Source organism: Burkholderia sp. 10_S31, from assembly GCF_056930375.1.
The window spans coordinates 505,053-529,554 of record NZ_JBXOWK010000001.1; the positions used below are offsets into that span (position 1 = coordinate 505,053).

Sequence of the window (24,502 nt, forward strand, 5' to 3'; positions counted from 1 at the left end):
GCTTCGGCCTTAGTCGAGATGCAGGACTTTCTCGAGGAATTCCCGCGTGCGCGCTTCCTTCGGACACTTGAAGATCTGGTCTGGCGCGCCTTCCTCGACGATCTTGCCGTTCGCGCAGAACACGACGCGCGTCGCGATGTCGCGTGCGAAGTGCATGTCGTGCGTGACGATGATCATCGCCATCTTCTGCTCGGCGAGCTGCAGCATCACGTTCTGGACTTCGACGACCATCTCCGGATCGAGCGCGGACGTCACTTCGTCGAACAGCATCAGTTTCGGTTCGAGCATCAGCGCGCGCGCGATCGCCACGCGCTGCTTCTGGCCGCCGGAGAGCTGGCTCGGATATGCATGCAGCTTGCTTTCGAGGCCGAGGCGCGCGAGATACATGCGCGCGCGTTCGGTCGCTTCCGCCTTCGACAGCCCGCCGACGCGCACCGGCGCGAGAATCAGGTTGCCGAGCACCGACAGGTGCGGAAACAGCGTGTAGTGCTGGAACACCATGCCGACCTGCTTCTGCAGCTTCGCGTCGATGCGCCATCCGCCGCGCGTATCGCCGCCGCGGATGTACGACGCGCCCTGGAACGCGATCTCGCCGCGCTGGATGCCTTCCAGGCCCATCATCACGCGCAGCAGCGAGCTCTTGCCGCTGCCGCTCGGGCCGATGATCACGAGCCGGTCGTCGGCGCGCATGTCGAGGCTCATGCCGTCCATCACGACGAGGTTCGGGCCGTACGCCTTGTGCACGTCGCGCAGCCGCACGAAATCGCCGTCCGGCGCGGACGCGGCGAAGCGCGTGGTCGAAAGGGGATGCATGGCCGATCTGACGGCCGTCGTTTGAGGCGACAACATGACAGTCTCTCCAGCGGCGCCCGACGTCGGCGCGCAAAGTGCGAATCGGAAAATCGGCGCCCGGCGGCGCTCCGCCCGGGCTCGTCTGTGCGGTCGGCGCTTACTTGCCCGGAACGAGCATCGCCTGCACCGAGGTCTTGATGAGACGGTTCACCGCGCCCGACTTGACCTGCTGTGACAGGTAGTCGTTGAGGACGTCGAGGTCGGCCTTGGGCGTGTCCTTGCGCAGGCCGAACGCCACTTCCTGCTGCGCCAGCGGCGGCGCGGGGTTGAAGCTGGCCGCCCATTCCGGGTGCGCTTCGGTCAGCAGCATGTTGGTGATGTTCGCGTCGGCGAGCAGGTCGGCGCGCTTCGAGATCAGCGACAGGCGCGTCTCGTCGTTGCCCGGCAGGCGCATGATCCGCGCCTGTTTCAGTTCGGCCGAAATCGCCTTGTCCTGCGACGTGCCGGACATCACGGCGATCGTCACGTTCGGCTTGTCGATGTCGGCGAGCGAGCGCAGGTTCTTCGCGATCTTCGGATTGTTCTTGTTGTAGACGAACGAGACGTTGTAGTCGGTCGCGGGCGCGGAGAACGCGACGGCCTTTTCACGCTCGGGCGTGTCGTTCAGCGCAAGCGACAGATCCCATTTGTCCGATTGCAGGCCGGCCACGATGTTGTCCCAGCTCGTGTCGACGAACTCGACCTTCACCTTCAGCACGTTCTGCCCGAAATCGCGGCACAGATCCGAGAAGAAACCGCTGTAGGCGCCCGTCTTCGGGTCGCGCATCACATACGGCGGCGCGACCGCGGCGCCGCAGCGCAGTACGCCGGCCTTCTTCACGGCGGCCCAGGCGTCGGGCCCCGCGGCGTGCGACGGGGCGGCCGCGATGAGCGATGCCGCCACCACGGTGCACGCGGTGATTTGACGGGTGAAACGAGACAGTCGATTCATGGTGACCTCACTTGAGATGGGTAAACCCGTATGCCTGCTGTTTTCTACACACATCAATGTGTGTTTTGTTGTGTGCAGCGTTGTGTGCATATTAGAGGGGCAAAAATCGACGTGTCAACGAGAAGTTGGGCTGTGAGGTGGTCGGGTTTTCCCCGGGGCGCGCGTGGAGCGGCGCGGAAGGACGAGCGGAAAAGGCGGGACGACGCGGGCCGGTGAGGGCTACGCGAGGACGGGGACGGGAAAGATCAGGGGATTGCTGCGGCCGGTCAGGCGGTGGCGCGCGTGTGGTGCAAGGACGGAAGGGGGCTGGCGGATGCCGTCGAGCGGGTTGCCGACGGCATCGGGCTGGCTGGCGGCGAACGGGGCGGCTTCGGTAAGCCGTCCCGCCGCGCCGTTCGTCGGCGCGTTATCGCTTCACCGCAGCGACAGCCGGCGCGCCCGAGAACGTGCCCGGTGCGCCGGTCGAACCGTAGGCGGTTTCGCTGCTCTTGTGTTCGGCGAGGCGCTTCGCGGCCAGGCGCTCCTGCGCGGCGACGATGTCGTCCGGATAGTTGTCGCCGTCGCCGGTCGACGGGTTGTAGCCGACCGATTCGAGGTCGAGCAGTTCCTGGCGAACCTGCGCACGTGTGAGCGTCGAATGCGACGACTGAGCGTACGACGCGCTCGGTGCGGCGAGCAGAGCGGTGGCGGTAGCGGCGACGGTGGCGATGGTGACGATGATGGATTTCACGATTTCCTCAGAAGGTTTCGGCGCAGTTCGGCGTGTATTCGATGGCCTGAACCGATGTGACAAGTTTAGGAACCCGGATTGACCGGATATAGGGTCAATCCTGGCGAGCTGTGTTCCAGAATGAGCGAGAGTGGCGACGCATGACGATGCCGATTACGCATCGGCAACCGCGACGGCGGCGACCCTCGGGTTGGCCGCGCCGACCGCGCGTGGCGCGGTAATCGACGGCAACCTGAACCGTTCGGCGGCGAGATCGACGAACGCGCGCACCTTGCCGGGCAGGAATTCGCGGCCCGGGTACACGAGCGATACGGTCACGCCGTCGTTCACGATCCGGTAATCGCCGAGCACGCGCGTCAGCGTGCCGATGCGCAGGTCGTTGGCGACCGCGTATTCCGGCAGCAGTGCGATGCCGCTGCCGGCCAGCGTGAGTTGACGCTGCATCAGCACGCTGTTCACGGTGACCGGCGCCTCGAGCTGGAGCGCGTCGAGCGTGCCGCTCGGGCCTGCCCACCGGTAGGTTCTCGCGCCGGCCGCGAGGCCGACGATCCGGTGGCCGTCGAGGTCGGACGGCCGCCGCGGCGCCGCCGCGTCGAGCAGGTAGCCGGGCGATGCGACCGCGACGAGCGGTGCATGTACCAGCGTGCGCGAGACGACGGACACCGACGTGATCATCGTGTCCGCGACGATGCCCGCGTCGAATTCGCCGCCGAGCAAGTCGACGTCCGATTCGGTCAGCGTGATGTGCAGCGACACGTCCGGATGGCGCGACTGGTATTCGGCGAACAGCCCGGCCAGTTCCGTCGACATCAGGCTGTGCAGCGCGACGACGTTCAGGTCGCCGCAGATCCGGCTCGACTCCTGCGTGGCGCGCGACTCGATTTCGGAGAGATCCATCAGCAGCGCGCGGCACCCTTCCGCGTAGCGGACGCCGACCTCGGTCAGCACGGTCTTGCGCGTCGAGCGTTGCAGCAGCTTCACGCCCAGGTGCGATTCGAGATCGCCGACGTAGCGCGTCACCAGCGACGGCGAAAGATTCAGTTGGTGGGCTGCATGGGAAAAATGATGCGTGTCGGCAACCTTGAGAAAAACCCGCATCGCACTGAACAGATGGTTCACGACGGTTCCTGTAGCAGGGGCGTTGGAGAAGGCGCGATCAGCTGCCGAAATAGACGTTGCAGAAGCTCACGGGGCCGACGCAGTCCGAGTCCGGCGTGGCGGGAGCGCGGGCCGGCGTCTGGCGAAGCGGGACCACGACTTTCGGTGCGGCATCCGCGTGCATGCCGCTGCCGTCGTTCGCATGCGCGGCGAGTTGCGTGGCGTTGGCCGCAACGGTCGCATTCGATTGCTGCTGGATGGCAGGCGCTGCCGCTTGTTGTTGGGCGGATGCGCTGGCGGTGACGGTGAAGCCGGAGAGCACGACGAGGGTTGCTGCGACAGGGGTAATGACAGACTTGAGCATTTAGGATTCCGATAAGACGAATGTAGTTTTCCACCAATTCGATTCGGGATGTCGGCGTGGTCGAGTCGTCTTGTCGATGGCCGGGGGCGTGTCGGATTCTTCTTGTCGAGTGTGTCGGCGTAGTGCGGAAGGATCGTGCGACATGGGCACCGGGGCCCTCGACGCCGGGATTCGGCGCGACCGATTCACCAGGAATCGATGACGAAAGGATGAAGGAAAACCCTGATCGTGTCCAAGGCGAATTTCCGATGTAGTCGATAAGGCAAATCGATCGTGTGCCGGCGAATCGACCGTGCATATTCGAATCAATAAAATGTGGAATCCGAAATGAAATGAAGCTTGCATGCAGGTAGGCGAGCGCATGCAAGCGCGGCATCCGGCATACGGATGCGGCATCGAACCGGAACGACTATTCGAACGGGACGCGTCGCCCGAAGCGCGACGCAGCAGGCCTCAGGATGGGGCGCGCGCCGTCAGCGTGCGCAGCGACGACAGGCTGCCGTGATCGAGCATCTCGCGCACCAGCTCCGCGAACGCCGTCGACGCAACGGTGCGATACGCACCCTTGCGACGCAACAGCGCGACCGTGCGCACCGGAAACGGCGGATCCAGCGGCACGTACTGCAGATCGCGATGCTCGAACTCGATCGTGCCGGGCAGGATCGTCGCGATCTTGCCGCGGCTCACGATCTTCAGCACCGCGCTGATCGAATTCGCCTGCAATGCGACGTCGGGCTGCATGTCGTACGACTGGAAATAGCTGTCGACGTAGAAGCGCGACACGAAGCTCGTCGTCAGCAGCGCGAGCGGCGTGTCGGCGAGCTGCGTCGGCGTGACGGGCTCGCGCTGTGCGGTCAGCGGATGCGTGCGGCCGACCACCAGCATCAGTTGCTCGGGAAACAGCGCTTCGGCCTCGATCTCGTCGGAGCGGACGTCGACGAAGCCGAACGCGAGGTCGACCTGGTCGTCGCCGAGTGCGGTTTCGACCGCATCGAGCGACATCTCGGTGATCTCGATGACGACGCCCGGATAGCGCTCGTGAAACTGCTCGATCACGGGCGCGACGAGATACTCGGTGAAGGTCGGCGTGAAGCCGATCCGCAGTTGCCCGCGCGACAGGTCGTGCACGTCGTGCAGCGCGCGCTGCGCGGTGAGCAGGTCGTTGTGCGCGCGGCGCGCGTATTCGAGGTAGACGCTGCCGAAATCGGTGAGCTGGACCACGCGGCCGCTGCGGTCGAACAACTGCGCACCGAGCTCGTCCTCGAGCTGGCGCACCTTCTGCGACAGTGCCGACTGCGACACGCTGAGCGCTTCGGCGGCCCGTGTGAAATTGCGATGCTCGTCGATCGCCAGCAGGTAGCTGATGTTGCGAAGCAGGGGGCTGCGTTGGGTGAACTTCATCTTCCGCGGATTGAGTCGCTGGTCACGTGGATCGGGCATCGCGTCATTATGCGCCGGTTGCGGCGCGGTGATGCGAGGCGGTGCGTTGCGCTGCCGGGTACCGCCGCGCGCGACGCCGCCGGTGCCGGGCGCATCCGCCGCCCCGGCGCGCGGATGCCCGGCCGCGGCGGTGGCATGGCGGCCCGCATCGGCCGTCGCCGGCCGTTCGATCGTCAGGTCGTCGGAGGCGCTCATTGCCAGCCGCCTCCGAGTGCCAGGAAGGTCGCGATCTGGCCGTTGTTCACGTCCTGCCGCGCGGCCGCGACGGCCGTTTCGGCCGCCAGCCACGTGCGCTGCGCGTCGAGCGCCGCGAGCCCGCCGACCCGGCCGCCGCGCCGCAGTTCTTCGGTCCGTTCCATCACGTCGCGTGCCGCGTCGCGCGACGCCTCGAGGCGTTGCAGCCGGTCGAGCGCGCCGGCGTAGGTGTCGAGCGACGTCTCGGTTTCGCGCAGCGCGGTGAGCACCGTCGAATCGAAATGCGCGAGGCTCGCGCGGCTGTCGGCCTGCGCGGCTTCGATGCGATCGCGGATCGCACTGCGGTGCAGGTCCCACGTGATCATCGGGCCGACCGCGAAGCGGTTCGTCAGCGGCGTGAAGAACGCGGCGGCGCCGCCGGTCGAACCGATGCTCGCGCCGAGCTTGATGTCCGGATACAGCGCGGCCGTTTCGACGCCGATGCGAGCGGTCGATGCGGCGAGCCGGCGCTCGGCCGCGCGCACGTCGGGGCGGCGCTTCAGCAGCGCGCGCCCGTCGCCGGACGGAATCGGTGTCGACAGTTCGAGCGGCTTGCTGCACGACAGCAGCGCGCGATCGTAGTTTTCCGGCGGTTGCCCGGTGAGCGTCGCGAGACGGAACGCCGCGTTCAGCCGGCGCGCCCGCAACGGCGCGAGCTGTGCGCGGCTGTTCTCGATGCCGCCCTGGTCGCGCTGCTGCTCGAAGGTCGGCGCGCGGCCGTTCGCGATGAGCTGGCGCGTCAGCGCGAGGCGCTGCTGCTGGACCGCGATCGAGCGCTGCAGCACATCGATCTGGTTGCCTGCATTGCACAGGTCCGAATACGCGCGAGCGACTTCGGCGGCGACGTTCACGCGCACGAGATCGCGCGCGGCGGCGACAACCTCGTTGTCCGCGGACGCCGCCTCGATCCCGCGCCGGATCCCGCCGAACAGGTCGAGGTCGTAGCTCATCGTGAATCCGATGTTGTAGATCTCGTGCCGCGGCGGCTCGACATGCGACAGCACCGATGCCGCGGACTGCTGCGTGTAGTTCGTCGATGCGTCGAAGCCTGCGCTCGGCTCGCGCGCGGTACGCGTCGCCGCGAGCAGCGCATTGCTGCGTTCGAGGTTCGCTTGCGCGGCGCGCAGGTCGACGTTGCTGGCCAGCGCCTTTTCGACGAGGCCGTCGAGCACCGGATCGTTGTAGAGGCGCCACCAGTGATCGGGTAGCGGATCGTTCGACGCGACAGATGCGCCCGCAACGAACGCGCCGTTGGCGGCCGGTGCGTTCGCGAGCGCATTCGACGGCACGCGATAGTCGGGGCCGACCGCCGCGCAGGCGGCGAGCGCGATGCACAGCGCGGCGACGGCAGGCGTGCGCAGGCTCACCATGGCAGGCTCCGGCGCACCGTGACGTCGCCGGCACGCGCGTGAATCTCGACCGATGCGGTCTGCCCCGGCACGAGCCGCACGCCGGGCGGCACCGAGTCGATCACGACGCGCACCGGGATGCGCTGCGCGAGTCGCACCCACGTGAATGCGGGGTTCACGTTTGCGAGCTGCGCATCGCCGCCCGCGCGCTCGCGGTCCTCGACACCGCCGGCGATGCTCTGCACATGGCCGCGGATTTCGCTCGCGACGCCCATCAGATAGATGCTGGCGGGATCGCCGACATGAATCGCCGGCAGCTTGGTTTCCTCGAAGTAGCCTTCGACGCGCAGCGACGTGTCGTTCACGAGCGCCATCGCGCCCTTGCCGGCGTTCAGGTACACGCCGGGCAGCAGCCCGACATTGGTCACCGTGCCGTCGATCGGCGCGCGCACGAGCGTGCGTTCCAGGTTCAGCGCGGCGAGGTCGCGTGCCGAGCGTGCCTGCGCGAGCGCGGCGCGCAGCTTCTCGACGCGCGTCGTGCCCTGCTGCGTCGATTCCTCGGCAACGACGTCCGGCATCGCGCGATTGCGGCGGTCCTCGCGAATCGCTTCGTCGAGTTCGGCCTGCTCGCTCGCAAGGTTCGCGTCGGCCTGCTCGAGTGCGATCCGGTAGCGCGACGGGTCGATCACGAGCAGCACCTGGCCCTTCGTTACTTTCTGGTTGTCGTGGACGCGCACGTCGGTGACGAGGCCGCTCACGTCGGGCGCGATCGGCACCACGTCCGCGCGCACCTTGCCGTCGCGGGTGAGCGGTTCGATCTGGTAGCGCACCCATAGGCCGTAGATCGCGCCGAGGATGCCGAGAATGATTGCGGCCGTCAGCACGGTACGTAACAGGGGGATGATTCGCTTCATGGTCAGGAGAGGAGGCGATACGGAAAATACGCGTCGGCGAGGCGGGCGATGCCCCACCACAGCAGGAAGAAGGTCGCCAGCTCGAGCAGCGCGGGTTGCCACAGCAGTACGCGCAGCGGCAGGCGCAGCAGCACGCCGCGCAACAGGAACGTGACGGCCAGCGCGACGACGGCCCACGCGAGCGCGGACGGCATGTAGATGCCGAAGATGTGGATTTCCTCGATCATCGCGTCGTTCCTCCGACGAGCTGCACATGCGGGAACAGGTTGCAGCGCATGCCGACCAGCGCGAGCAGCGTGGCGTCGTCGCGGCCGCTGGTGTTGCGCGCGGCCGCGCCGATCGCACGGTTCAGCGCACGCATCAGCGAGGCGGTGGCCGGAATCGGGTGATGCGCGTCGGCGCGGGCGCGATACAGGTTCGACACTGCCTCGAGCGCGGCTTCGATCGCGACGCGCGTCTGCGCATCGCCCTTGTCGAGGCCTTCGCGCACCTGGATGATGTTGCGGCCGATGCGCAGGTCGCTCAGCCCGTCGACCGCATGCAGCGCATCGCCCTGATTCGCGAACGCCATGCGCGCGGCGACCTGGCCGAGCCGGTCGACCGCGCGTGCGGTCCACGTGGGCGCGTCGAGCGGGCGGTGCGGATCGGCCATCTGCGCGAGATCGGCCCAGTTCTGGCGCACGATCCGGTAGGCGGTCCAGCGCGTGCTGGCCGAGCGGAAGAGTTTGGTCACGACGAGCGTCGTGACGATGCCGCCGACCTGTGCGAGCCCCGTATTGAGGAACAGCGCGAAATCGGCCTGGAAACGATCGAGAAAACCCATGGCGACGATGAAGCAGGAGAACATCGGGAGTGCGCGCGCGGTACGCGCGGGATCGGCCTGGATGTAGCCCATCCAGATGAAGGCCGGTGCGAGCGTCAGGATCAGCATCCCGGCGCCGTCGACGCGCGGCAGGATCACGAACAGGTACAGCGCCGCGAGCGGAAAGGTGACGAGTGTCGACACGAGGTAGCGGCCGATCACCGGTGCGGGATCGTCCTGCGCCGCGAACGAGCAGGTGACGAGCGCGGCGAACGCGGCGGTCGCCGCGCCGTTGGGCCAGGCGAGCAGGATCCACACCGCGCAGTAGATGATGATCGCCGTGGTCGTCGCGGCGCCGGCGAGCAGCGCGAGCCCGTGATCGCGCGCGAGCTTGAAGCGGCGCGTGCCGTCGGCGGGCGGCAGGTGGCGCTCGAGTTCGGCGTCGCTTTCCGCGAAGGTGCGCACGAGCCCGCGCGCCGCGTGGAGCGTGTCGATGAAATCGGCGGTGCGATCGAACAGGTTCGCGGCGAGCAGCGACGTCCAGGTCGGGTCGAGCAGGCGCTCGGCCGCCAGCGCGCGGCACCGCGCGGCGAGACCGACGTCGAGCGCTTCGCCCACGTCCTGTGATGCATGCAGGTCGTCGATCACGGCATCGACGAGCGCTGTGGTTTCCGCATCGACCGCGTTCAGCGAGCGCAGCTGGTCGAGCCGGTTCGCGGCGGCCGACGCGATCGACAGCAGCGCGGCGAGACGGTGCTGCAGCGCCGTGACCGTGTCGCGCGTCGCGAGCGCGAAGCGCTGGTCGAACGGCAGCGTCGTCGCGATCATCCCGAGCTCGGTAACGTCGGCCGCGAGCTTGCGGCGATGCTCGTGTTCGAGCCGCGTGTGGTGCGTGCCGAACGCCTCGGCCGTCCAGCGGCACGCATCGCCGAGAAACGACAGCGCGCGCTCGTGAATCACCGGCCGGCTGTTCGCGGGTTTCAGCAGCATGTGCGTGATCGTCACGCACAGGATCGCCACCGTCATTTCCTCGACGCGCGACACCGCGGTGATGAAGATGTTGGTTGGATCGTCGAGATACGGAAAGCAGATCACGGCCGAGCTGAACGCGGCCATCTGGAACAGGAACGCGCGCGGCGTGCGGTCGAGCACCGCGAGATAGATGCAGAAGCCGATCCACAGCGCGAGGCACAGCACCAGCAGCACCGGCGAGTTCTGCAGGTTTGGGGCGACCGCGACCGTCACGATCGCGCCCGCGGCGATGCCCGCGAGCCGGTAGATCGTCTTCGGGCGGAACGCGCCGGCCATCGGCTGCGCGGTCACGTAGACGGTCAGCAGCGCCCACCACGGACGCGGGAAGCTGACCGCGAACGAGATCAGCAGCACAAGCGCGGCGGCGATAAAAGTGCTGATCGAGAAAAGGAGCTTTCTCGGATCGATGGAGAATGGATCGCGCGGCCGTAGCGGCGCGACGGTGGCTTGCGACACGTCGGTTTCCTTGGGCGAGACAGGCGGAGAGTGTTGCTGCGGCTGCGTTACGGCGTCGGAGGCGGCGTGCCGCACATCATGTCGTGCAGCGCCGGTTTGCGGCATGCGCCGCGGCGAAGGGAGACGGGAAGTGCGGGAGCGGGAGACCGCACGAAAAGGAGGGTTGTTGCAGGCATTTGAAGCACGGCTTGCGCGCCTTTTCCTTTTTATTCAAGCGCATGGCGACACGCATCGGCGAGCGCGAATGCCACGAAAACTCGGTTGCGAAGGATCAGGGTTTCATTCGATTGCGATGGACGAAATTGTGCGCCGCGGCGCGCGCGGCGTCCAAGTCGGATTTCCGACCGGGTCGATCGGTTTTACTTATCGCTCGGCGCGCGGGCCCGCATGAATACCGATCGTGCGGCGCGTTGCCCGAAGGGAGCGGGCGGGGGATGCGGTTGCGAGTGCAACCGTATGACGAAATCGGCGGACATGATGTCGCCGCGCCGTCGGTCTCAGAACAATTGCCCTTGCCCCGAGATCACGCGTTCGAAATCGTCGCGCAGGAACGGCAGGATCGCGTCGGCGACCGGCTGCAACTGACGGCTTACGTAGAACGCATAGTCGATCGGCGAGCGCATCGTCTCGAGCGGCTCCGGGCCGGCCGTCGTCATCACGTAGCTGATCCAGCCGCCGCGCTGGTACTGCAGCGGCCGGCCGTGCGCGTGGTTGAATTCGTCGGCGATTCGCGCGGCACGCACATGCGGCGGCACGTTGCGCTGATATTCGCTCAAGGGCCGGCGCACGCGCTTGCGATAGATCAGTTGCGCATCGTATTCGCCGGCGAGCGTGCGGCGCACGTAGTCGCGGATGAAGTCCTGGTACGGCTCGCGCTTGAACACGCGCCGGTAGAGTTCGCGCTGGAATGCCTGGGCGAGCGGGGTCCAGTCGGTGCGCACCGTTTCGAGCCCCTTGAATACGAGGTCCTCACCGCCGTTCGCCGCGCGTGCGAGGCCCGCGTAGCGCTTCTTGCTGCCTTCTTCCGCGCCGCGCACGGTCGGCATCAGGAAGCGGCGGTAGTGCCGCTCGTATTGCAGTTCGAGCGCGCTTTCCAGCCCGAAGCGATCGCGCAGATGCGCTTGCCACCAGCGGTTCACGTGCTCGACGAGCGCGCGGCCCTTCGCGGCGGCTGCATCGTCGTCGTGCTCATGCCCGAGCCACACGAAGGTCGAATCGGTGTCGCCGTAGATGACTTCGTAGCCCTGCGCCTCGATCAGCTCGCGCGTGCGATGCATGATCTCGTGGCCGCGCATCGTGATCGACGATGCGAGGCGCGGATCGAAGAACCGGCAGCCCGTCGAGCCGAGCACGCCGTAGAACGAATTCATGATGATCTTCAGCGCTTGCGACAGCGGTGCGTTGCGCTGGCGCTTCGCTTCGTCGCGGCCTTCCGACACGCGCCGCACGATGTCGGGCAGGCAATGCGCGGTGCGCGAGAAGCGCGCGCCGAGAAAGCCGGGCACCGACGCGTCGTCGCCCGGATGCGCGAGCCCCTCGATCAGCCCGGCCGGATCGATCAGGAACGTGCGGATGATCGACGGATAGAGGCTCTTGTAGTCGAACACGAGCACGGAGTCATACAGCCCGGGCCGCGAATCCATTACGAAGCCGCCCGGGCTGTTCTGGCCCGTCACGTCGCCGAGGTTCGGCGCGACGTAGCCGAGCCGGTGCATGCGCGGCAGGTACAGGTGCGTGAACGCGGCGACCGAGCCGCCGGTGCGATCGGCCGCGAGGCCCGTGACGGTCGCACGTTCGAGCGCGAAGGACAGCAGGTCGGCCTTGTCGAAGATGCGCGTGACGAGCTCGCAGTCCTTCAGGTTGTAGTGCGCGAGCGCGGGCTTGTCGTGATCGAAGCGTCGCTGGATCTCGTCCATCCGCTGATACGGATTGTCGATCGACTTGCCTTCGCCGAGCAGCGACTGCGACACGTATTCGAGGCTGAACGACGGGAACGTCCACGTCGCCGATTTCAGCATGTCGATGCCGTCGAGGATCAGCCGGCCGGCCGCGCCCGCGAAGAAGTGATCGGGCTGCTGGCCGTGCGCGCGCCACTCGAGCACGCTGCCGCCGCGCCCGAGCTTCAGCGGCACGCCGTATTGCTCCGCATGCGCATGCAGGATGCGCAGGTCGAACTGCACGAGGTTCCAGCCGATCACCGCATCGGGATCGTGCGCGTCGAACCAGTCGTTGAGCCGCGCGAGCATCTCGGCGCGGCTGTCGCAGTAGTCGAGGCGGAAGTCGGCGGCCGGCGCGTCGCCGTTCGGCGGGCCGAGCATGTAGACCTGCCGCTGTCCGCAGCCTTCGAGCGCGATCGAGTACAGCTCGCCGTGGATGCTCGTCTCGATGTCGAGCGACACGCAGCGCAGCGTCGGGCGATAGCCGGTCGCGGGTTTCAGTTCGCCGTCGGTCAGCGTGTCGTCGCGGCCGGCCATGCCGCGAAACAGCACGGGCGCGGTGATGAAGCGCTCCATCGTGTAGCGGTCGGGCGGCTGGATGTCGGCTTCGTAGACGTCGACGCCAGCCGTGGCGAGGCGTTTCTGGAGCCCCGACAGATGGCGGTAGCGGCGGCAGTAGAGGCCGACGACGGCGCGCTGGCGGAAGTCGCGCAGCGCGAGCGGGCGCAACTCGGCATCGCGCTCGCCGGCCAGCGCGCGTTCGGCGAGCGCCTGCTGTTCGGCCGGAATGAACGCGACGGCTTCCTGCGGGCGCAACCGCACGCGGCGCGGACCGTGTTCGGTTGCCAGCCAGAACTCGATCTCGATGCCGGATGCGGTGTCCCGCCAGTGGCGGGTGAGAATGAAACCCTGCTCGAACGCCGTCAAAACGCTTGCTCGTGTGGATGCCCAGGCGGCGGATTTTAGCGCCTCTCGCGCGGTGCCGCGCGTCGAAGGATAAATGGGGGCGGAGCGTGCCGTCGCGCCACTCTACAACGCGCAAGGTGCCCGTTCCCGCAACCGGACAGGCCGTCGAGCCGTTGTCGACCATGTTATTGACTGATCTGTCCATAACAACTATCCTGCTGCCATGGTGAGACCACGTGAATTCGATCGGGACGAGGCACTGGAGCGCGCGCTGCGCGTGTTCTGGGAGAAGGGCTATGCCGGTACGTCCACGGACGACCTGCTCGGTGCGATGAACATCGGCCGGCAGAGTCTGTACAACGCGTTCGGCGACAAGCGCAAGCTGTACGTCGAAGCGCTCGAACGCTATCAGTCGGAAAGCGTGTCGGGCCATGTCGCGCGGCTGGCCGCGCCGGCATCGGCACTGGCGGGCATCGAGGCATTGCTGCTTGGCGTGATCGCGGGTGACGTGGCGGAGCGCATGCTCGGCTGCATGGGTGTCAATTCGATTTGCGAATTCGGCGCCGCCGACCCGGAGCTCGTCGAATTGCGCGAGAAGGCCGGCGCGATGCTGATGAAGCGGCTCGTTGCGCGGGTGCGCGAAGGGCAGGAAGCGGGCGAGATCGACCGCTCGATCGAAGCGCGCGAAGCAGCCGGCTTCGTGCTGACGATGATGCAGGGTATCCAGCTTGCTGCGCGTGCCGGCACACGGCCGCAGGCATTGCGGACGACGGCCGAATTCGCGGCAGAGCGGCTCCGCGCACGCAGCTAGGCGGAAGCTGAACGCGCCGGCGCATCGGCCGGCGCGTTTTTTTTGTTTGTTATTGACTGATCAGTCCATAAAGGAGCGAATCATGACGAAGCCTTCAGGTGCGGCACCCAGGGTAGCAATCGTATTCGGCGGTGCGCGCGGAATCGGCGCGGGTATCGCGCGCAGGCTTGCGGCCGACGGCGCGGACGTGGCGTTCACCTACGTGTCGGCACCCGAGCGTGCGCAGGAGACGGCAGCCGCCATCGAGGCCGGCGGCGGGAACGCGCTGGCGATTCGCGCCGACAGCGCGAGCGCGGACGAGATCCGCCAGGCCGTCGCGCAGACGGTCGAGCGCTTCGGTCGGCTCGACATCGTCGTGGTCAACGCGGGGATCCTGAAGATGGGCGACGTATCGGAAGTCAGCGTCGACGATCTCGACCGGATGCTGGCCGTCAACGTACGCGGCGTGTTCCTCGCCGTTCAGGCCGCTGCGGCGCATCTGACGCGAGGCGGACGCATCGTCACGATCGGCAGCAATGCCGCCGTGCGCAGCGGCTATCCGGGCTCGAGCGTCTATTCGATGACGAAGGCCGCGGTGGCCGTGATGGTGAAAGGCATCGCGGTCGATCTCGCGCCGCGCGGCATCACGATCAACAACGTGCAGCCGGGGCCGGTCGGGACGGACATGACGGCCGATCTGCTGGATCACGTCCGGCCGCTCATTCCACTCGGGCGTGCCGGCAGTCCGGACGAGATTGCTGCGCTCGTGGCATGGCTCGCGAGTGCCGAATCGGCCTACATGACAGGCTCCAGCCTGACGATCGACGGCGGGATGGCACTGTAGTGCGATGCGGCGGCACGTCGTCGATCGTGACGATGCACGACGATGCATGCGCGCCGAACGGTCGGCGCCGCCGCGCCGGCCTGCGCCTAAGCCGGCATCGGCACGAATTCCCGCCTCAGGTTTTCCGGCCGCTGTGGCCGCTGGTACAGGTAGCCCTGCGCATACTGGATCCCGACCGCATGCAGCGCGCGATGCTGCTCTTCCGTCTCCACGCCCTCGGCAATGATCTTCAGATCGTAGTGGTGCGCGAGCGCCGCAATCCCTTCGATCAGCCTTGCATTGCAGGTCGTCAGCTGCGAGATGAACTGGCGATCGATCTTGACGTAGTCGAACGGAAAGCGCGACAGCATGTCGAGATTGCTGTGATGCGTGCCGAAGTCGTCGATTGCGAACTTCGCGCCCTTCGTCCGCAGTGCGGCGAACATTTCAGTGGTGCGCGCATTCTTTTCGAGCAGGATGCGTTCGGTCACTTCGAGCACCAGCGTGAAGCCCGGCGGCAGCTGTCGGATCGAGTCTTCGACGACGGACACGAAGTGCGCGCGCTCGAGATCCTTCGGCGCGACGTTGATCGCGATGCGCAGCGGCATCGACGGCGTGAGTGCGGTCAGCTCCGACACGGCTGTCCGCAGCACGAATTCGGTCACCTTCGGCAGGATCGAACTCGATTCGATCTGCGGGACGAACACGGCCGGGCTGATGGCTCCCCATTTCGGGTGGTGCCAGCGCAGCAGCGCCTCGACGCCCACGGTCCGGCGCGTTTCGACGTCGACGATCGGCTGGTACACGACGTGGAACTCGCCGCGCTTCAGCGCATTGCGAACGGCCTTCAGCAACAGCCGGCGCGGCGCCATCGCAAGCAGGTACGCGGCCACGACGAGGCCGTTCATCAGCAGCGCGATCGTCACACAGATCAGCAGATAGTGCCGCTGCACCTGCGATACGTAGGATTCCGACGAGGTGACGGAAACCGTGAACGGCCAGGTGCCGGAAGCGAACGCGCTGCCCGCCGTCGGGGCCGCGCCGAATGGCGGCACGAACGTGCCATGCTGATCGATGCCGCCCGCACCCTTGATCGACAGCGTCGCCGTTTCCGCACCGAAGCGGGCACCGTGCGCGAGCATGTCCGCGACATAGTCGCCTTCGACCAGATAAAGGACGCCTGATTCGGATGCGGTCGCGCGAAATGCCGCCAGCACCGGCACGCGATGCTGAAACGGCGTCTGCCGAAGCAGCGTGATGGCCGTCATCCCCGGTTCGGGCGCGTGCAGGTACGCGTCGAGCGGGACATCGATCGGGCCCAGCGCCGACGAGCAGGTGACGCGCCCGTGGTTGGCCAGCGCGACGGCCCGAAGATAGCGCAGGTGAGTGCCTACTTCCGCGAGCGTCCTGAAGATCGTCGTGCAGGGCCGCCCGACCAGCGCGTTCAATTCCGCCGGGTGCCGCGAGCGGATTCCGTCGAGGATGCGGTCGACCGAGATCACGATGTCGCTTGCGACGACGCGTTCGTGCTGGGCAACCGATTCGCGCGCGAGGCGATCGGCAACGACGAACGCCAGCACGAGCACGAGCACGCAGATGGTCAGGGCAATCGAGAAGACAATGTGCGGCCACACGCCACTGCGCTGGAATGCGGGCTTCGGGCCCGGCGCGGGTGTGGACGTTCCTCGGGTCGCGCTTGTTGTTGTACGCATGGGAATGCAGATCGAACCGGTCGATGGATGGGCGCGAAGCATTCATCGTGCCTGGCCGGGGCACAACGGCGCGCGCCGATATCGGGACGCAAATCGATTCTACGCTTGCGCCACGCATGCCAAGGCATTGCGACGGGGGTACCGGCCTCGACGCGCATCGCTATGCATATAGACGCCACGCCCCGAAAAAAACCCGGCCGCATCAGTGTGCGGCCGGGACAGAAGACACCGTCTCTTGGCACGAGGATGGTGCGCGGCAAGTATAAGACGCGGCGCGCGATTACGAAACATGGATATTCAACAAACGGTGAAATCTTGCAATTGATGCTCAACAAGAAATATTTGCGTGGCACGTCACCTCTGGCGATTCAGGTGCCGGATCGTCATGAATGAGGCCACAACCCGCGTGGTGCGATTTCTTCAGCGCGAGCAGGCGGGGCCATCCGTGCTTCAGAAATCGTTTCGCATCTTGTGGAGCAGGTCGCGGGGCGATTGATGCGTGTCCACGGCGGTGAGGATGTCGGTCAGGAACCACGGCAGGTTCAATTGCGTGTCCGAATCGCCGACGCACACGCGGATCGGCGGGGCCTTCGACGCCGCACGGGCGCCGGGCGCCGTGCCGGTGGAGGCGGACGTGGAGGACGGTACGCAATTCCTCGCTTGCTGCGGAACCGGCGACGTGGTGCTGCCGGCGACCGCCGGCAAGCTGGCGGCGGCAAGCACGATCAGGATGGCGAAAGGGGCGGCGCGTTTCATGAGACTCTCCGGCGATGCACGTTCGACACCGCCGGCGAACCCGAGTTCGAGATCGTCGACGGCTGCCGGTGTTCCTGAGCCACGACGTGGACTGGACGCAGGTGCTCCTGATCGGCATGACGTTGGTGTTCCTGATCGCGATCATGATCGAGTTCGCGATCGCGACGAAGCGCGGCCAGCGCGCGCGGTTTCGCTGGAAGGAAAGCGGTCGAGCGGAACGGGGAGAAGGGCGACGCCGCGACCGACACGATCGAACGCGGTGCGTGACAAACCTCACGCGCCGGATCGATCGTTCAAACGTCAAGAATCGTTCGGATCGCCCGTGAGAGGCTTGCGATGTGGAATTCGCTCATTTATCGTGCCGCCACGACGGCGCCGACACGGCGCGTCGAGCCAGATCGCAAGGAGCATTCGTCATTACCGCATTCAATCGTCGCACGCATATTCGTGCCTTTCTCGTGGCATCGGTCGCCTGTCTCAACCTGTCACAGCCTGCGTCGGCTGCCTATACGGAATCGTGGATGAGCGATCACGACGTCAAGGCGTACGCGCAGCAGGTCAAGCATCCGCCCGTGGCGGCGAACCGTGCGACGACCGCGAAGCCGGGGCAGCATGCCGTTCGTTCGCCGTCGAAGGCGCCGGCCGCGGCGCATGCCGACGCGAAACCTGTGTCGAAGGCACACGCGGCGCCCGCGAAGGCCCGCAAGGTTCAACATGCGGCCGGCGCCGATCCGAAGGTGCACCCCGCAGCGAAACCGAAGGCCGTGCGGGCGGCACGCACGAGCGCGGCAATCCCGCATTGACGCGGCACGCCGTGGTGCGTCACCGATACCCGTAACAGTGCGTCAACCCCGCGTAGTCGTGGAAATGACTCGCCGGTGCGATCTTCCCGCCGTCGCATGCGGGCTGGAAATTCATCTCGCGTTCGTTGTACAGCATGCGAGCAGCAGGCAGACGAGGGCGGTGGCGGTGCGAGTAGGGCGTGTCATCGTGGCTTGAAGCGGGCGGGACGACGCAGGAAGGGCGTCGTTGCGTCCCCGGGGCGGGATCGGTCGAGCCCGGAGTGCTGCAAGCAGCATTGACGGCGGAATATCAGGATTCGGTCGGGTGATCGTCGGCATCGCGCCGGATCGCGACCGGCCGGCACATGCCGGCCCGTATGCAGATGCTCAGGTCAGTGCACGCCAGCCGATGCGATCGATCGCACCGTGTCGGTGATGCGCACGCAACGCGACAGGCCGAACGTCTCGGCTTCGCGACGTTCCGGTTCGCTGCTCGCGACGGCCACGGCGCGCTCGGGCGGCACGCCAAGCGCCTGCAGCGCAACGTCGAACGGATGCTGGTTTGCTACGGAGTCCTGCTGATGGGCGTCGGTCACGACGACCGAGAAGCGATCGAGGTTTGCACGGCCGAACTGGCCTTCGAACATGTCGCTGAGCCGGGCGGCCGGCAGCGTCGTGACGAGACCGAGTCGATATCCTTGCTCCGACGCACTGTCGAGCCACTGGATGATCGCATCGCGCTGGTTGCGCGATTCGTGCGAATCCGGTGTCGCTTCGATCTGCGCGAATGCGGCGTCGAGACGGGTGACGATGGCTTCGATGACCACGGTGATTCCTCTCCTGAGACGTGACGGTCCGTTCGCGGACGGGAATGCCCTACACCTTAGCGTCGATCCGGAATATGCGACCAATTAATATTTATATCCGACCCATACGATTCGACTAATTAATCGGGTGGCAAGCCATGGCTGGCGGGGAGATGCGCGATGCGATGTTTTCCACATGATCTGCATCGTGTCGATGGTCTTCAATGTGGTGCACCAAACGTGCGCACGCCATGAATGCACCGGACGTGTGCATCCGAAAAAAACGGCGTATCGGGCGATGCGCACCCGATACGCCGTCTTGCGATGCCGCGTGCGAACCGGCGATCAGTGCAGCTTGATCGACGGCTGGTTGCGGCTTTGCAGCCAGTGACTCAGCGACTGGAACAGCGCGCGCTTGAGGCCGTACACGCTGAACAGATGCTTGCGGTACAGGAACTTGTACAGCCCGATCGCGGCGAGCCCGTCGACGATCAGCGAGCGCGAACGCACGCCGAGGTCGGCCTGATACACGGCGCCGGCCCGGCCGAGCGACACGACGGTGCCCGCGTCGCGGAACGTGAAGCCCGCCACCGGCTTGTCGGCGAGGCGCCGCGCGAGCGCATCGCCCAGATACACGGCCTGCTGGTGCGCGACCTGCGCGCGCGGCGGCAGGAAGCGGCCCGCATCGGCCGACGGGCACGCGGCGCAGTCGCCGAACGCATACACGTGCGGATCGTCGGGCGTCTGCAGCGTATCGGTCACGATCACCTGGTTCGACCGGTTGAGCGCGATGTCGCCGAGTTCCCGCAGGATCGCGGGGCCCGCGACGCCGGCCGCCCAGATCGTGATGTCGCTCGCGAGCCGCTCGCCGGTCGCGGTCGTGATCGCGTCGGCGCCGACTTCAGCGACGCGCGTGTCCGTCAGCACGTCGACGTTCAGCGTGCGCAATTGCGCGTGCATCTTGGCCGACAGCCTTTCGTCGAGCGCCGGCAGGATGCGCGGGCCGCCTTCGATCAGCCGGATGTGCACGTCGCGTGCGGACACCAGCGCCTTGAAGCGATACGTCGTCAGCTGCTGGATCGCGTGGCGCAGCGCCGCGGCCAGTTCGACACCCGTCGCGCCCGCGCCGATCACGTTGATGCAGATCGGTGCCGCGCGCCGCGCCGGCTGCTGCTCGGCCAGGTGGTTCGCCTTCGTGCAGGCGGCGAGGAACTTGCGGCGGAAATCCTCGGCCTGGTCGAGGTTCTCGAGCGGCAACGCGTGGCGCGCGGCGCCCGGCACGTTGAAGAAGTTCGTCACGCTGCCGACCGCCAGCACGAGATCGTCGTAGCCGAGCTCGCGCTGCGGCAGGATCTCGGTGCCGTCCGCGTCCTGCACCGCGGCGATCGTCGCCGCGCGTGCCGCGCGATCGACCCGCTGCAGCGCGCCCTGCACGAAGCGGAAGCCGTGGCGCTTCGCCTGCGCCGCGTACTCGATCGTGTGCGAGGCCGGATCGCGATGGCCGGATGCGGCTTCGTGCAGGAGCGGCTTCCAGAAGTGCGTCGGGTAGCGGTCGACGAGCACCACTTCGGCTTGCCCGCGGCGGCCGACCGTGTCGCCGAGGCGCGTGGCGAGCTGCAGGCCGCCGGCGCCGCCGCCGACGATCACGATGCGCGGCACGCGCGGTGCGCGATCCGTTGCAAGGGTAGGCGTGATGTTGTCCATGTTGTGGCTCCCGCTGATGACGATTCGGATGACATTGCTCAGGAACCGACGATATAGTTTTGCACCTGCTCAAACAATTTAATGTTTATAAGCGACTCATATGTATTCACTTATAGGAAAGACCGCAACGTTCCGGCAGCTGAAGGCGCTGGACATGATTGCGCGGCTCGGCAGCGTGTCGCGCGCGGCCGAGGAGCTGAACCTGACGCAGCCGGCCGTGTCGCTGCAGGTTCGCCTGCTCGAGGAGGCGGTGGGCGCCGCGCTGCTGCAGCGGGTGGGGCGCGGCGTGCAGCTCACCGCGGCCGGTGAAATCGTGTCGCGCTATGCGCGCGAGATCCTGCATCTGTGGAGCGAGGCCGGCGACGAAGTGGCCGCGCTGACGGGCGATCTCGGCGGCACGCTGCGGATCGGCGCGATCACGACGGCCGAATACCTGATCCCGCCGCTGCTGGTGAAATTCACCGCGACGCGCCCGCACGTGAAGACGTATTTCAAGGTCGGCAATCGCGACGACATCATCCGCATGCTCGCGACGCATGAAATCGATCTCGCGGTGATGGGCAGCGCGCCGAAGGAACTGCGCACGCATGCGGTCGAGTTCGCGAAGCATCCGATGGTGTTCGTCGCGGCGCCCGGCCATCCGCTGATGCAGCGCAAGCGCGTCGCGCTGAAGGATCTCGAATCAGCGCACCTGCTCGTGCGCGAACGCGGCGCGGGCACGCGCTCGACGGTCGAGAGCCTGTTCAAGACGGCCGGCTACCGCTTCCATGTGGGCTCCGAACTGTCGAGCAACGAGGCGATCAAGCAGATGGCCGAAGCGGGGCTCGGCGTTGCGTTCCTGTCGTTGCACGCGTGTGCACTCGAGCTGCGCGCGGGGCTGCTCGGGCAACTGCCGTTTCCGGGCAATCCGATCGTGCGCGAGTGGTACGTGATCACGCTCGCCGATAGGCGGATCTCGCAGGTGACGGGGCTGTTTCGCGACTTCCTGATCAAGCAGGGCGCGCCGGTGATCGACGGCGCGACGGTCGCGCCGCACGAACGCCGGCGTAAGTAGGCGGATGAGGGCGGCATGTGCGTGCCGTGCGTTCGACGGTTAAACGATCCCGAAGTCGTCGTTGCTGTCGGGGATCGACGCGAGCAGCCGTTCGAGGCTGTACCAGCCGATCCTGCGCAGGCACCACGCGGCGACGGTGGTCCGGTCGGTGCGGTGAGTGGGGCGGGCAGGACGGCGGTCGGCGCGGGACGGTGAAGTGGGGGTGAACGCTGCACGTCGCGGGCAGTAATGGGGCATGACGGTCTCCGTAGGTGTCGGATGAGGCCATCGTAAGCGGCACGGTGCCCGGCGGCGCACACGCAAGGATGGGCCTGAGCAGAAACGGATGATCTTTTTCTGCCCGGCGCGGGCATGGCCGTGCAAGCCCGGCAAGCGGCCGGAAAAAGCGTCACAATGCGCGTTCGACACCTGATCTGGTGGAGGGAAACGATGAGCGATCCGATTCTCGCGGCGCCGACCGACAACGGCGTGCCCGTCAGCCTGCGCTCCAGCCGCGGGCTCGGCTGGCGCGGCTTCGGTGCGTCGCTGCTGGAGATTCGCGCGGGCACGTACCGGATCCCGGCCGCCGAGCATCACCGCATCGGCGTGCATATCGGCTCGCCCGTGCGTGCGGATTGCGTGTGCGACGGCGAACGCGTGTCGCGCATCCAGGCGCACGGTGACGTCGACGTGATTCCCGCCGGCCTGCCGGGGCAGTGGACCGACAGCGCCGACTGCCGGATTCTCCACATCGCGCTCAACGACGCGTTCGTGCGGCGCACGTTCGACCAGCTCGAGCTGAAGCCGGCGCAGGCGCAGATCCGCCGCCGGCTGCAGGTGCGCGATCCGCGGCTGCAGCACATCGCGTGGGCGATGGCCGCCGAACTCGAAGCGGAAGACGCGTCGGATCCGCTCTATGCGGAGAGCCTGTGCACGGCGCTCGTCGCGCGGCTGGTCGACAGCCAGCCGGCGTTCCGCGAGCGCCGGCGTATGTTGGCTCCGAAGGCGGCGGCGCGCGTGATCGACTATGTCGAGGCGAACCTCGAGCGCCGCATGACGCTGGCCGAACTCGCGGCGCTCGTGTCGATCAGCGTGCCGCATTTCAAGGTGCTGTTTCGCGAGACGCTCGGGATGCCGGTGCATCAGTACGTGGTGCGGCGCCGGGTCGAGCGCGCGAAGGCGTTGTTGCTCGAAGGGCGACTCAGCATCAGCCAGATTGCGCTTGAGGCGGGTTTCGCGCACCAGAGCCATATGGCGAACTGGATGAATCGCGTGCTGGGGGTGACGCCGACGGAGATCGCGCGGGCGCGCGCGCGGGGTGGGTTGAGGCTCGCTTCCGGCGGTGAGGACCGTTGATCGACCGTCACGCGAGACCGGTTCTCCGTGCAGGACGCCGAGACGAGTCTACTCCCCGTCAGGCGTAGGACTGCTCCAGCTTGGCCAGCAACACCAGGTTAGTCTCCGGTCCAGGACGGTTGTCCAGCGGCCTGTTGGAGAAGTGCCGGGTCCTGCCACGCAGCGGACATCGTCGACCATCTCCAAAGCCGTCATCCGTTCCTGTCCGGGGCATCCGTCCGTGCGCGCCACGTTGGCGGCGAGCGCCGACAATCGCTTCACCTTCATTCCCCAGGAGCGAATCGTGTTCGTGATTTTCGGAGCATCAGGCAACGTCGGCTTGTCGACCGTGACGACCCTGCGCTACGCAGGCCACCCCGTGCGCGCGGTGCTGCGCGACCCACGCCGGCGCGATCGCTTCGCGCAACTCGGCTGCGACGTCGCGATTGCCGACCTGACCGACGCACGCTCGGTCGCCGCGGCGATCGACGGCGCGCAAGCCGTGCAGATGCTGTGTCCGGTGCCCGTTGCCGACAGCGACCCGGCCGCGACGATGGAGCGGACGATCGACATCGTGACCGACGCGCTCGCCGCGAATCCGCCGCCGGTGCTGCTCGCGCTGTCGGACTACGGCGCGGAACGCGACGGCAACACAGGCATCACGCGGCTCTTTCATCGTCTTGAAGAAAGCCTGAAGGCGGTGCCGGCGCAGCTCACGCTATTGCGCTCGGCCGAGCATCTGCAGAACTGGACGCGCATCCTGCCGGTCGCGCTCGCAACCGGCACGCTGCCGAGTTTTCATCATCCGCTCGACAAGATGTTTCCGACGGTCTGGGCGCCCGATGTGGGTGTTGCGGCGGCGCGGTTGCTGCTCGATCGGACTGAATTCGGTAACGGACCGCGTATTGTCAGCATCGAAGGACCGCAGCGCGTGAGCGTGAGGGACATCGCGGAGATGCTCGGCGTGGCGGCTGATCGCCAGATCGTCGCGCGTGAACTGCCGCGCGATGCATGGACTGCGACGCTGTTACGCGCAGGGCTCAGCGAGCGTCATGCGCAACTGATCGTTGATTTGTACGACGTGCACAACGCGGGGCAGATCGATGTGGAGGACGGCGTGTCGGAGCGTGTGTATGGCGTGACGGCACCGGAGGAGGCGCTCGCTGTGCCGGTGCGCGAGCAGGCGGCGTCGGTGTGATGCGAGCAGCAGCTATCCGGGGTTGATGTTGATGGACCGGGTTGGCAAGTTACGAAACCCGGTCTGGACTTCAGGGCGCACTTTAACCGTGCCCCGAAGTCCTGCGTTTCAACCACATGCGCCCGGGCGGCTCGAAGTACGTACCGAATCGCACGAGTCCGGCCTTCTTCAGATGGCACGTCATTTCAAAACTCACCAGCACGCCAGGATCGTCGTTTTCGAGGATGTCGACGTCGATGGAGCGGATGCGCGGCTCATATTTCAGGAGCGTCGCCTCCATCTGCTGCTTGAGCATGTGGGCTGACGCGGGCAGCGCCTTGTAGATGTTCGTCAGATCCGGCAGACCATAGTCCGGCAGGTGTTTCAGCGCGCCGGCACGCGAGTTCAGGATGCGCTGCACATTTTGCTGGATGCTCATGCACTCGAGTGTCCGGTCGTCGTAAGTATCGAGCGGCTCACCACTGATCTGACCGAGCAGCGTGTCATGGAGAGAGGGGCGCGCCTGCATGATCCTGGCC

At 66.6% G+C, this 24,502-nt stretch carries 24 protein-coding genes; 7 read left to right on the top strand and 17 right to left on the bottom strand.

Annotation, left to right across the window (positions count from 1 at the left end):
* Positions 1 to 9 precede the first annotated feature (9 nt).
* From AC1Z3W_RS02340 to AC1Z3W_RS02390, 11 genes are all read right to left on the bottom strand, one after another.
* Positions 10 to 849 carry an amino acid ABC transporter ATP-binding protein gene (locus tag AC1Z3W_RS02340; RefSeq protein WP_483506852.1) on the bottom strand — a complete coding sequence of 280 codons (840 nt, stop codon included), beginning with the start codon at positions 847 to 849 and terminating at the stop codon, positions 10 to 12.
* A gap of 100 nt (positions 850 to 949) precedes the next feature.
* The gene (locus AC1Z3W_RS02345) at positions 950 to 1,783 is read right to left on the bottom strand and encodes a substrate-binding periplasmic protein (protein ID WP_483506854.1); all 834 of its coding nucleotides are present in this window, start codon (positions 1,781 to 1,783) and stop codon (positions 950 to 952) included.
* Positions 1,784 to 2,189: 406 nt separating this feature from the next.
* A complete protein-coding gene (locus AC1Z3W_RS02350; protein WP_057926270.1) occupies positions 2,190 to 2,513 on the bottom strand; it encodes a DUF4148 domain-containing protein in 324 nt (107 codons plus the stop codon).
* A 153-nt stretch (positions 2,514 to 2,666) separates the two neighbouring features.
* A complete protein-coding gene (locus AC1Z3W_RS02355) occupies positions 2,667 to 3,632 on the bottom strand; it encodes a LysR family transcriptional regulator (protein WP_244104888.1) in 966 nt (321 codons plus the stop codon).
* Between the two features lie 37 nt (positions 3,633 to 3,669).
* Positions 3,670 to 3,975 (bottom strand): hypothetical protein, encoded by a 306-nt coding sequence (locus AC1Z3W_RS02360; protein ID WP_124833985.1) that lies wholly within the window; start codon positions 3,973 to 3,975, stop codon positions 3,670 to 3,672.
* Positions 3,976 to 4,428: 453 nt separating this feature from the next.
* A complete protein-coding gene (cynR, locus tag AC1Z3W_RS02365; protein WP_242431812.1) occupies positions 4,429 to 5,376 on the bottom strand; it encodes a transcriptional regulator CynR in 948 nt (315 codons plus the stop codon).
* Between the two features lie 230 nt (positions 5,377 to 5,606).
* Positions 5,607 to 7,019, bottom strand: a complete 1,413-nt coding sequence (locus AC1Z3W_RS02370; protein WP_483506856.1) for an efflux transporter outer membrane subunit — start codon at positions 7,017 to 7,019, stop codon at positions 5,607 to 5,609.
* Positions 7,013 to 7,912 (bottom strand): efflux RND transporter periplasmic adaptor subunit, encoded by a 900-nt coding sequence (locus tag AC1Z3W_RS02375; protein ID WP_057926273.1) that lies wholly within the window; start codon positions 7,910 to 7,912, stop codon positions 7,013 to 7,015. Before AC1Z3W_RS02375 ends, AC1Z3W_RS02370 begins: the two co-directional genes overlap by 7 nt.
* 2 nt (positions 7,913 to 7,914) lie before the next feature.
* Positions 7,915 to 8,139, bottom strand: coding sequence for a DUF1656 domain-containing protein (locus AC1Z3W_RS02380; RefSeq protein WP_057926274.1), 225 nt, complete (start codon positions 8,137 to 8,139; stop codon positions 7,915 to 7,917).
* Positions 8,136 to 10,202: an FUSC family protein gene (locus AC1Z3W_RS02385; protein WP_483506858.1), complete on the bottom strand. Its 2,067-nt coding sequence runs from the start codon at positions 10,200 to 10,202 to the stop codon at positions 8,136 to 8,138. The genes AC1Z3W_RS02380 and AC1Z3W_RS02385 overlap by 4 nt, the downstream gene beginning before the upstream one ends.
* Before the next feature lie 497 nt (positions 10,203 to 10,699).
* Positions 10,700 to 13,066, bottom strand: a complete 2,367-nt coding sequence (locus tag AC1Z3W_RS02390) for a DNA polymerase II (protein WP_124833982.1) — start codon at positions 13,064 to 13,066, stop codon at positions 10,700 to 10,702.
* A gap of 202 nt (positions 13,067 to 13,268) precedes the next feature.
* Here AC1Z3W_RS02390 and AC1Z3W_RS02395 point away from each other — a divergent pair, with 202 nt between their 5' ends.
* Positions 13,269 to 13,856 (top strand): TetR/AcrR family transcriptional regulator, encoded by a 588-nt coding sequence (locus AC1Z3W_RS02395; protein ID WP_057926276.1) that lies wholly within the window; start codon positions 13,269 to 13,271, stop codon positions 13,854 to 13,856.
* Between the two features lie 82 nt (positions 13,857 to 13,938).
* Entirely contained in the window at positions 13,939 to 14,679 is a 741-nt protein-coding gene (locus AC1Z3W_RS02400) for an SDR family NAD(P)-dependent oxidoreductase (RefSeq protein WP_173938491.1), read from the top strand.
* 86 nt (positions 14,680 to 14,765) lie between these two features.
* On the opposite strand, the gene AC1Z3W_RS02405 is transcribed toward AC1Z3W_RS02400, so the two are convergent.
* On the bottom strand, positions 14,766 to 16,412 hold the full coding sequence (locus AC1Z3W_RS02405) for an EAL domain-containing protein (protein ID WP_124833981.1): 1,647 nt from the start codon (positions 16,410 to 16,412) through the stop codon (positions 14,766 to 14,768).
* On the opposite strand from AC1Z3W_RS02405, the gene AC1Z3W_RS02410 reads away from it, so the two are divergent.
* Positions 16,398 to 16,763 (top strand): hypothetical protein, encoded by a 366-nt coding sequence (locus tag AC1Z3W_RS02410; RefSeq protein ID WP_162492266.1) that lies wholly within the window; start codon positions 16,398 to 16,400, stop codon positions 16,761 to 16,763. The two genes, AC1Z3W_RS02405 and AC1Z3W_RS02410, sit on opposite strands and share 15 nt — an antisense overlap.
* Before the next feature lie 57 nt (positions 16,764 to 16,820).
* On the opposite strand, the gene AC1Z3W_RS02415 is transcribed toward AC1Z3W_RS02410, so the two are convergent.
* Positions 16,821 to 17,126 carry a hypothetical protein gene (locus AC1Z3W_RS02415; RefSeq protein ID WP_057926278.1) on the bottom strand — a complete coding sequence of 102 codons (306 nt, stop codon included), beginning with the start codon at positions 17,124 to 17,126 and terminating at the stop codon, positions 16,821 to 16,823.
* A 521-nt stretch (positions 17,127 to 17,647) separates the two neighbouring features.
* Here AC1Z3W_RS02415 and AC1Z3W_RS02420 point away from each other — a divergent pair.
* Entirely contained in the window at positions 17,648 to 17,929 is a 282-nt protein-coding gene (locus AC1Z3W_RS02420) for a hypothetical protein (RefSeq protein ID WP_057926441.1), read from the top strand.
* Between the two features lie 371 nt (positions 17,930 to 18,300).
* Here the strand turns inward: AC1Z3W_RS02420 and AC1Z3W_RS02425 are convergent, their stop codons facing one another.
* Both AC1Z3W_RS02425 and AC1Z3W_RS02430 read right to left on the bottom strand, forming a co-directional pair.
* On the bottom strand, positions 18,301 to 18,735 hold the full coding sequence (locus AC1Z3W_RS02425; RefSeq protein WP_124833979.1) for an HAD family hydrolase: 435 nt from the start codon (positions 18,733 to 18,735) through the stop codon (positions 18,301 to 18,303).
* A 324-nt stretch (positions 18,736 to 19,059) separates the two neighbouring features.
* Positions 19,060 to 20,418, bottom strand: coding sequence for an NAD(P)/FAD-dependent oxidoreductase (locus tag AC1Z3W_RS02430; protein ID WP_483506861.1), 1,359 nt, complete (start codon positions 20,416 to 20,418; stop codon positions 19,060 to 19,062).
* Positions 20,419 to 20,518: 100 nt separating this feature from the next.
* Here AC1Z3W_RS02430 and AC1Z3W_RS02435 point away from each other — a divergent pair, with 100 nt between their 5' ends.
* Positions 20,519 to 21,472, top strand: a complete 954-nt coding sequence (locus tag AC1Z3W_RS02435; protein WP_057926282.1) for a LysR family transcriptional regulator — start codon at positions 20,519 to 20,521, stop codon at positions 21,470 to 21,472.
* A 39-nt stretch (positions 21,473 to 21,511) separates the two neighbouring features.
* Here AC1Z3W_RS02435 and AC1Z3W_RS02440 read toward each other — a convergent pair whose 3' ends face one another.
* Positions 21,512 to 21,709, bottom strand: coding sequence for a hypothetical protein (locus AC1Z3W_RS02440; RefSeq protein WP_082664682.1), 198 nt, complete (start codon positions 21,707 to 21,709; stop codon positions 21,512 to 21,514).
* A gap of 192 nt (positions 21,710 to 21,901) precedes the next feature.
* On the opposite strand from AC1Z3W_RS02440, the gene AC1Z3W_RS02445 reads away from it, so the two are divergent.
* Both AC1Z3W_RS02445 and AC1Z3W_RS02450 read left to right on the top strand, forming a co-directional pair.
* Positions 21,902 to 22,807 (top strand): AraC family transcriptional regulator, encoded by a 906-nt coding sequence (locus AC1Z3W_RS02445; RefSeq protein ID WP_483506863.1) that lies wholly within the window; start codon positions 21,902 to 21,904, stop codon positions 22,805 to 22,807.
* Positions 22,808 to 23,090: 283 nt separating this feature from the next.
* Positions 23,091 to 23,984, top strand: coding sequence for an NAD(P)H-binding protein (locus AC1Z3W_RS02450; protein ID WP_483506865.1), 894 nt, complete (start codon positions 23,091 to 23,093; stop codon positions 23,982 to 23,984).
* Between the two features lie 82 nt (positions 23,985 to 24,066).
* Here AC1Z3W_RS02450 and tssE read toward each other — a convergent pair whose 3' ends face one another.
* Positions 24,067 to 24,492, bottom strand: a complete 426-nt coding sequence (gene tssE, locus AC1Z3W_RS02455; protein ID WP_057926284.1) for a type VI secretion system baseplate subunit TssE — start codon at positions 24,490 to 24,492, stop codon at positions 24,067 to 24,069.
* Positions 24,493 to 24,502 lie beyond the last annotated feature (10 nt).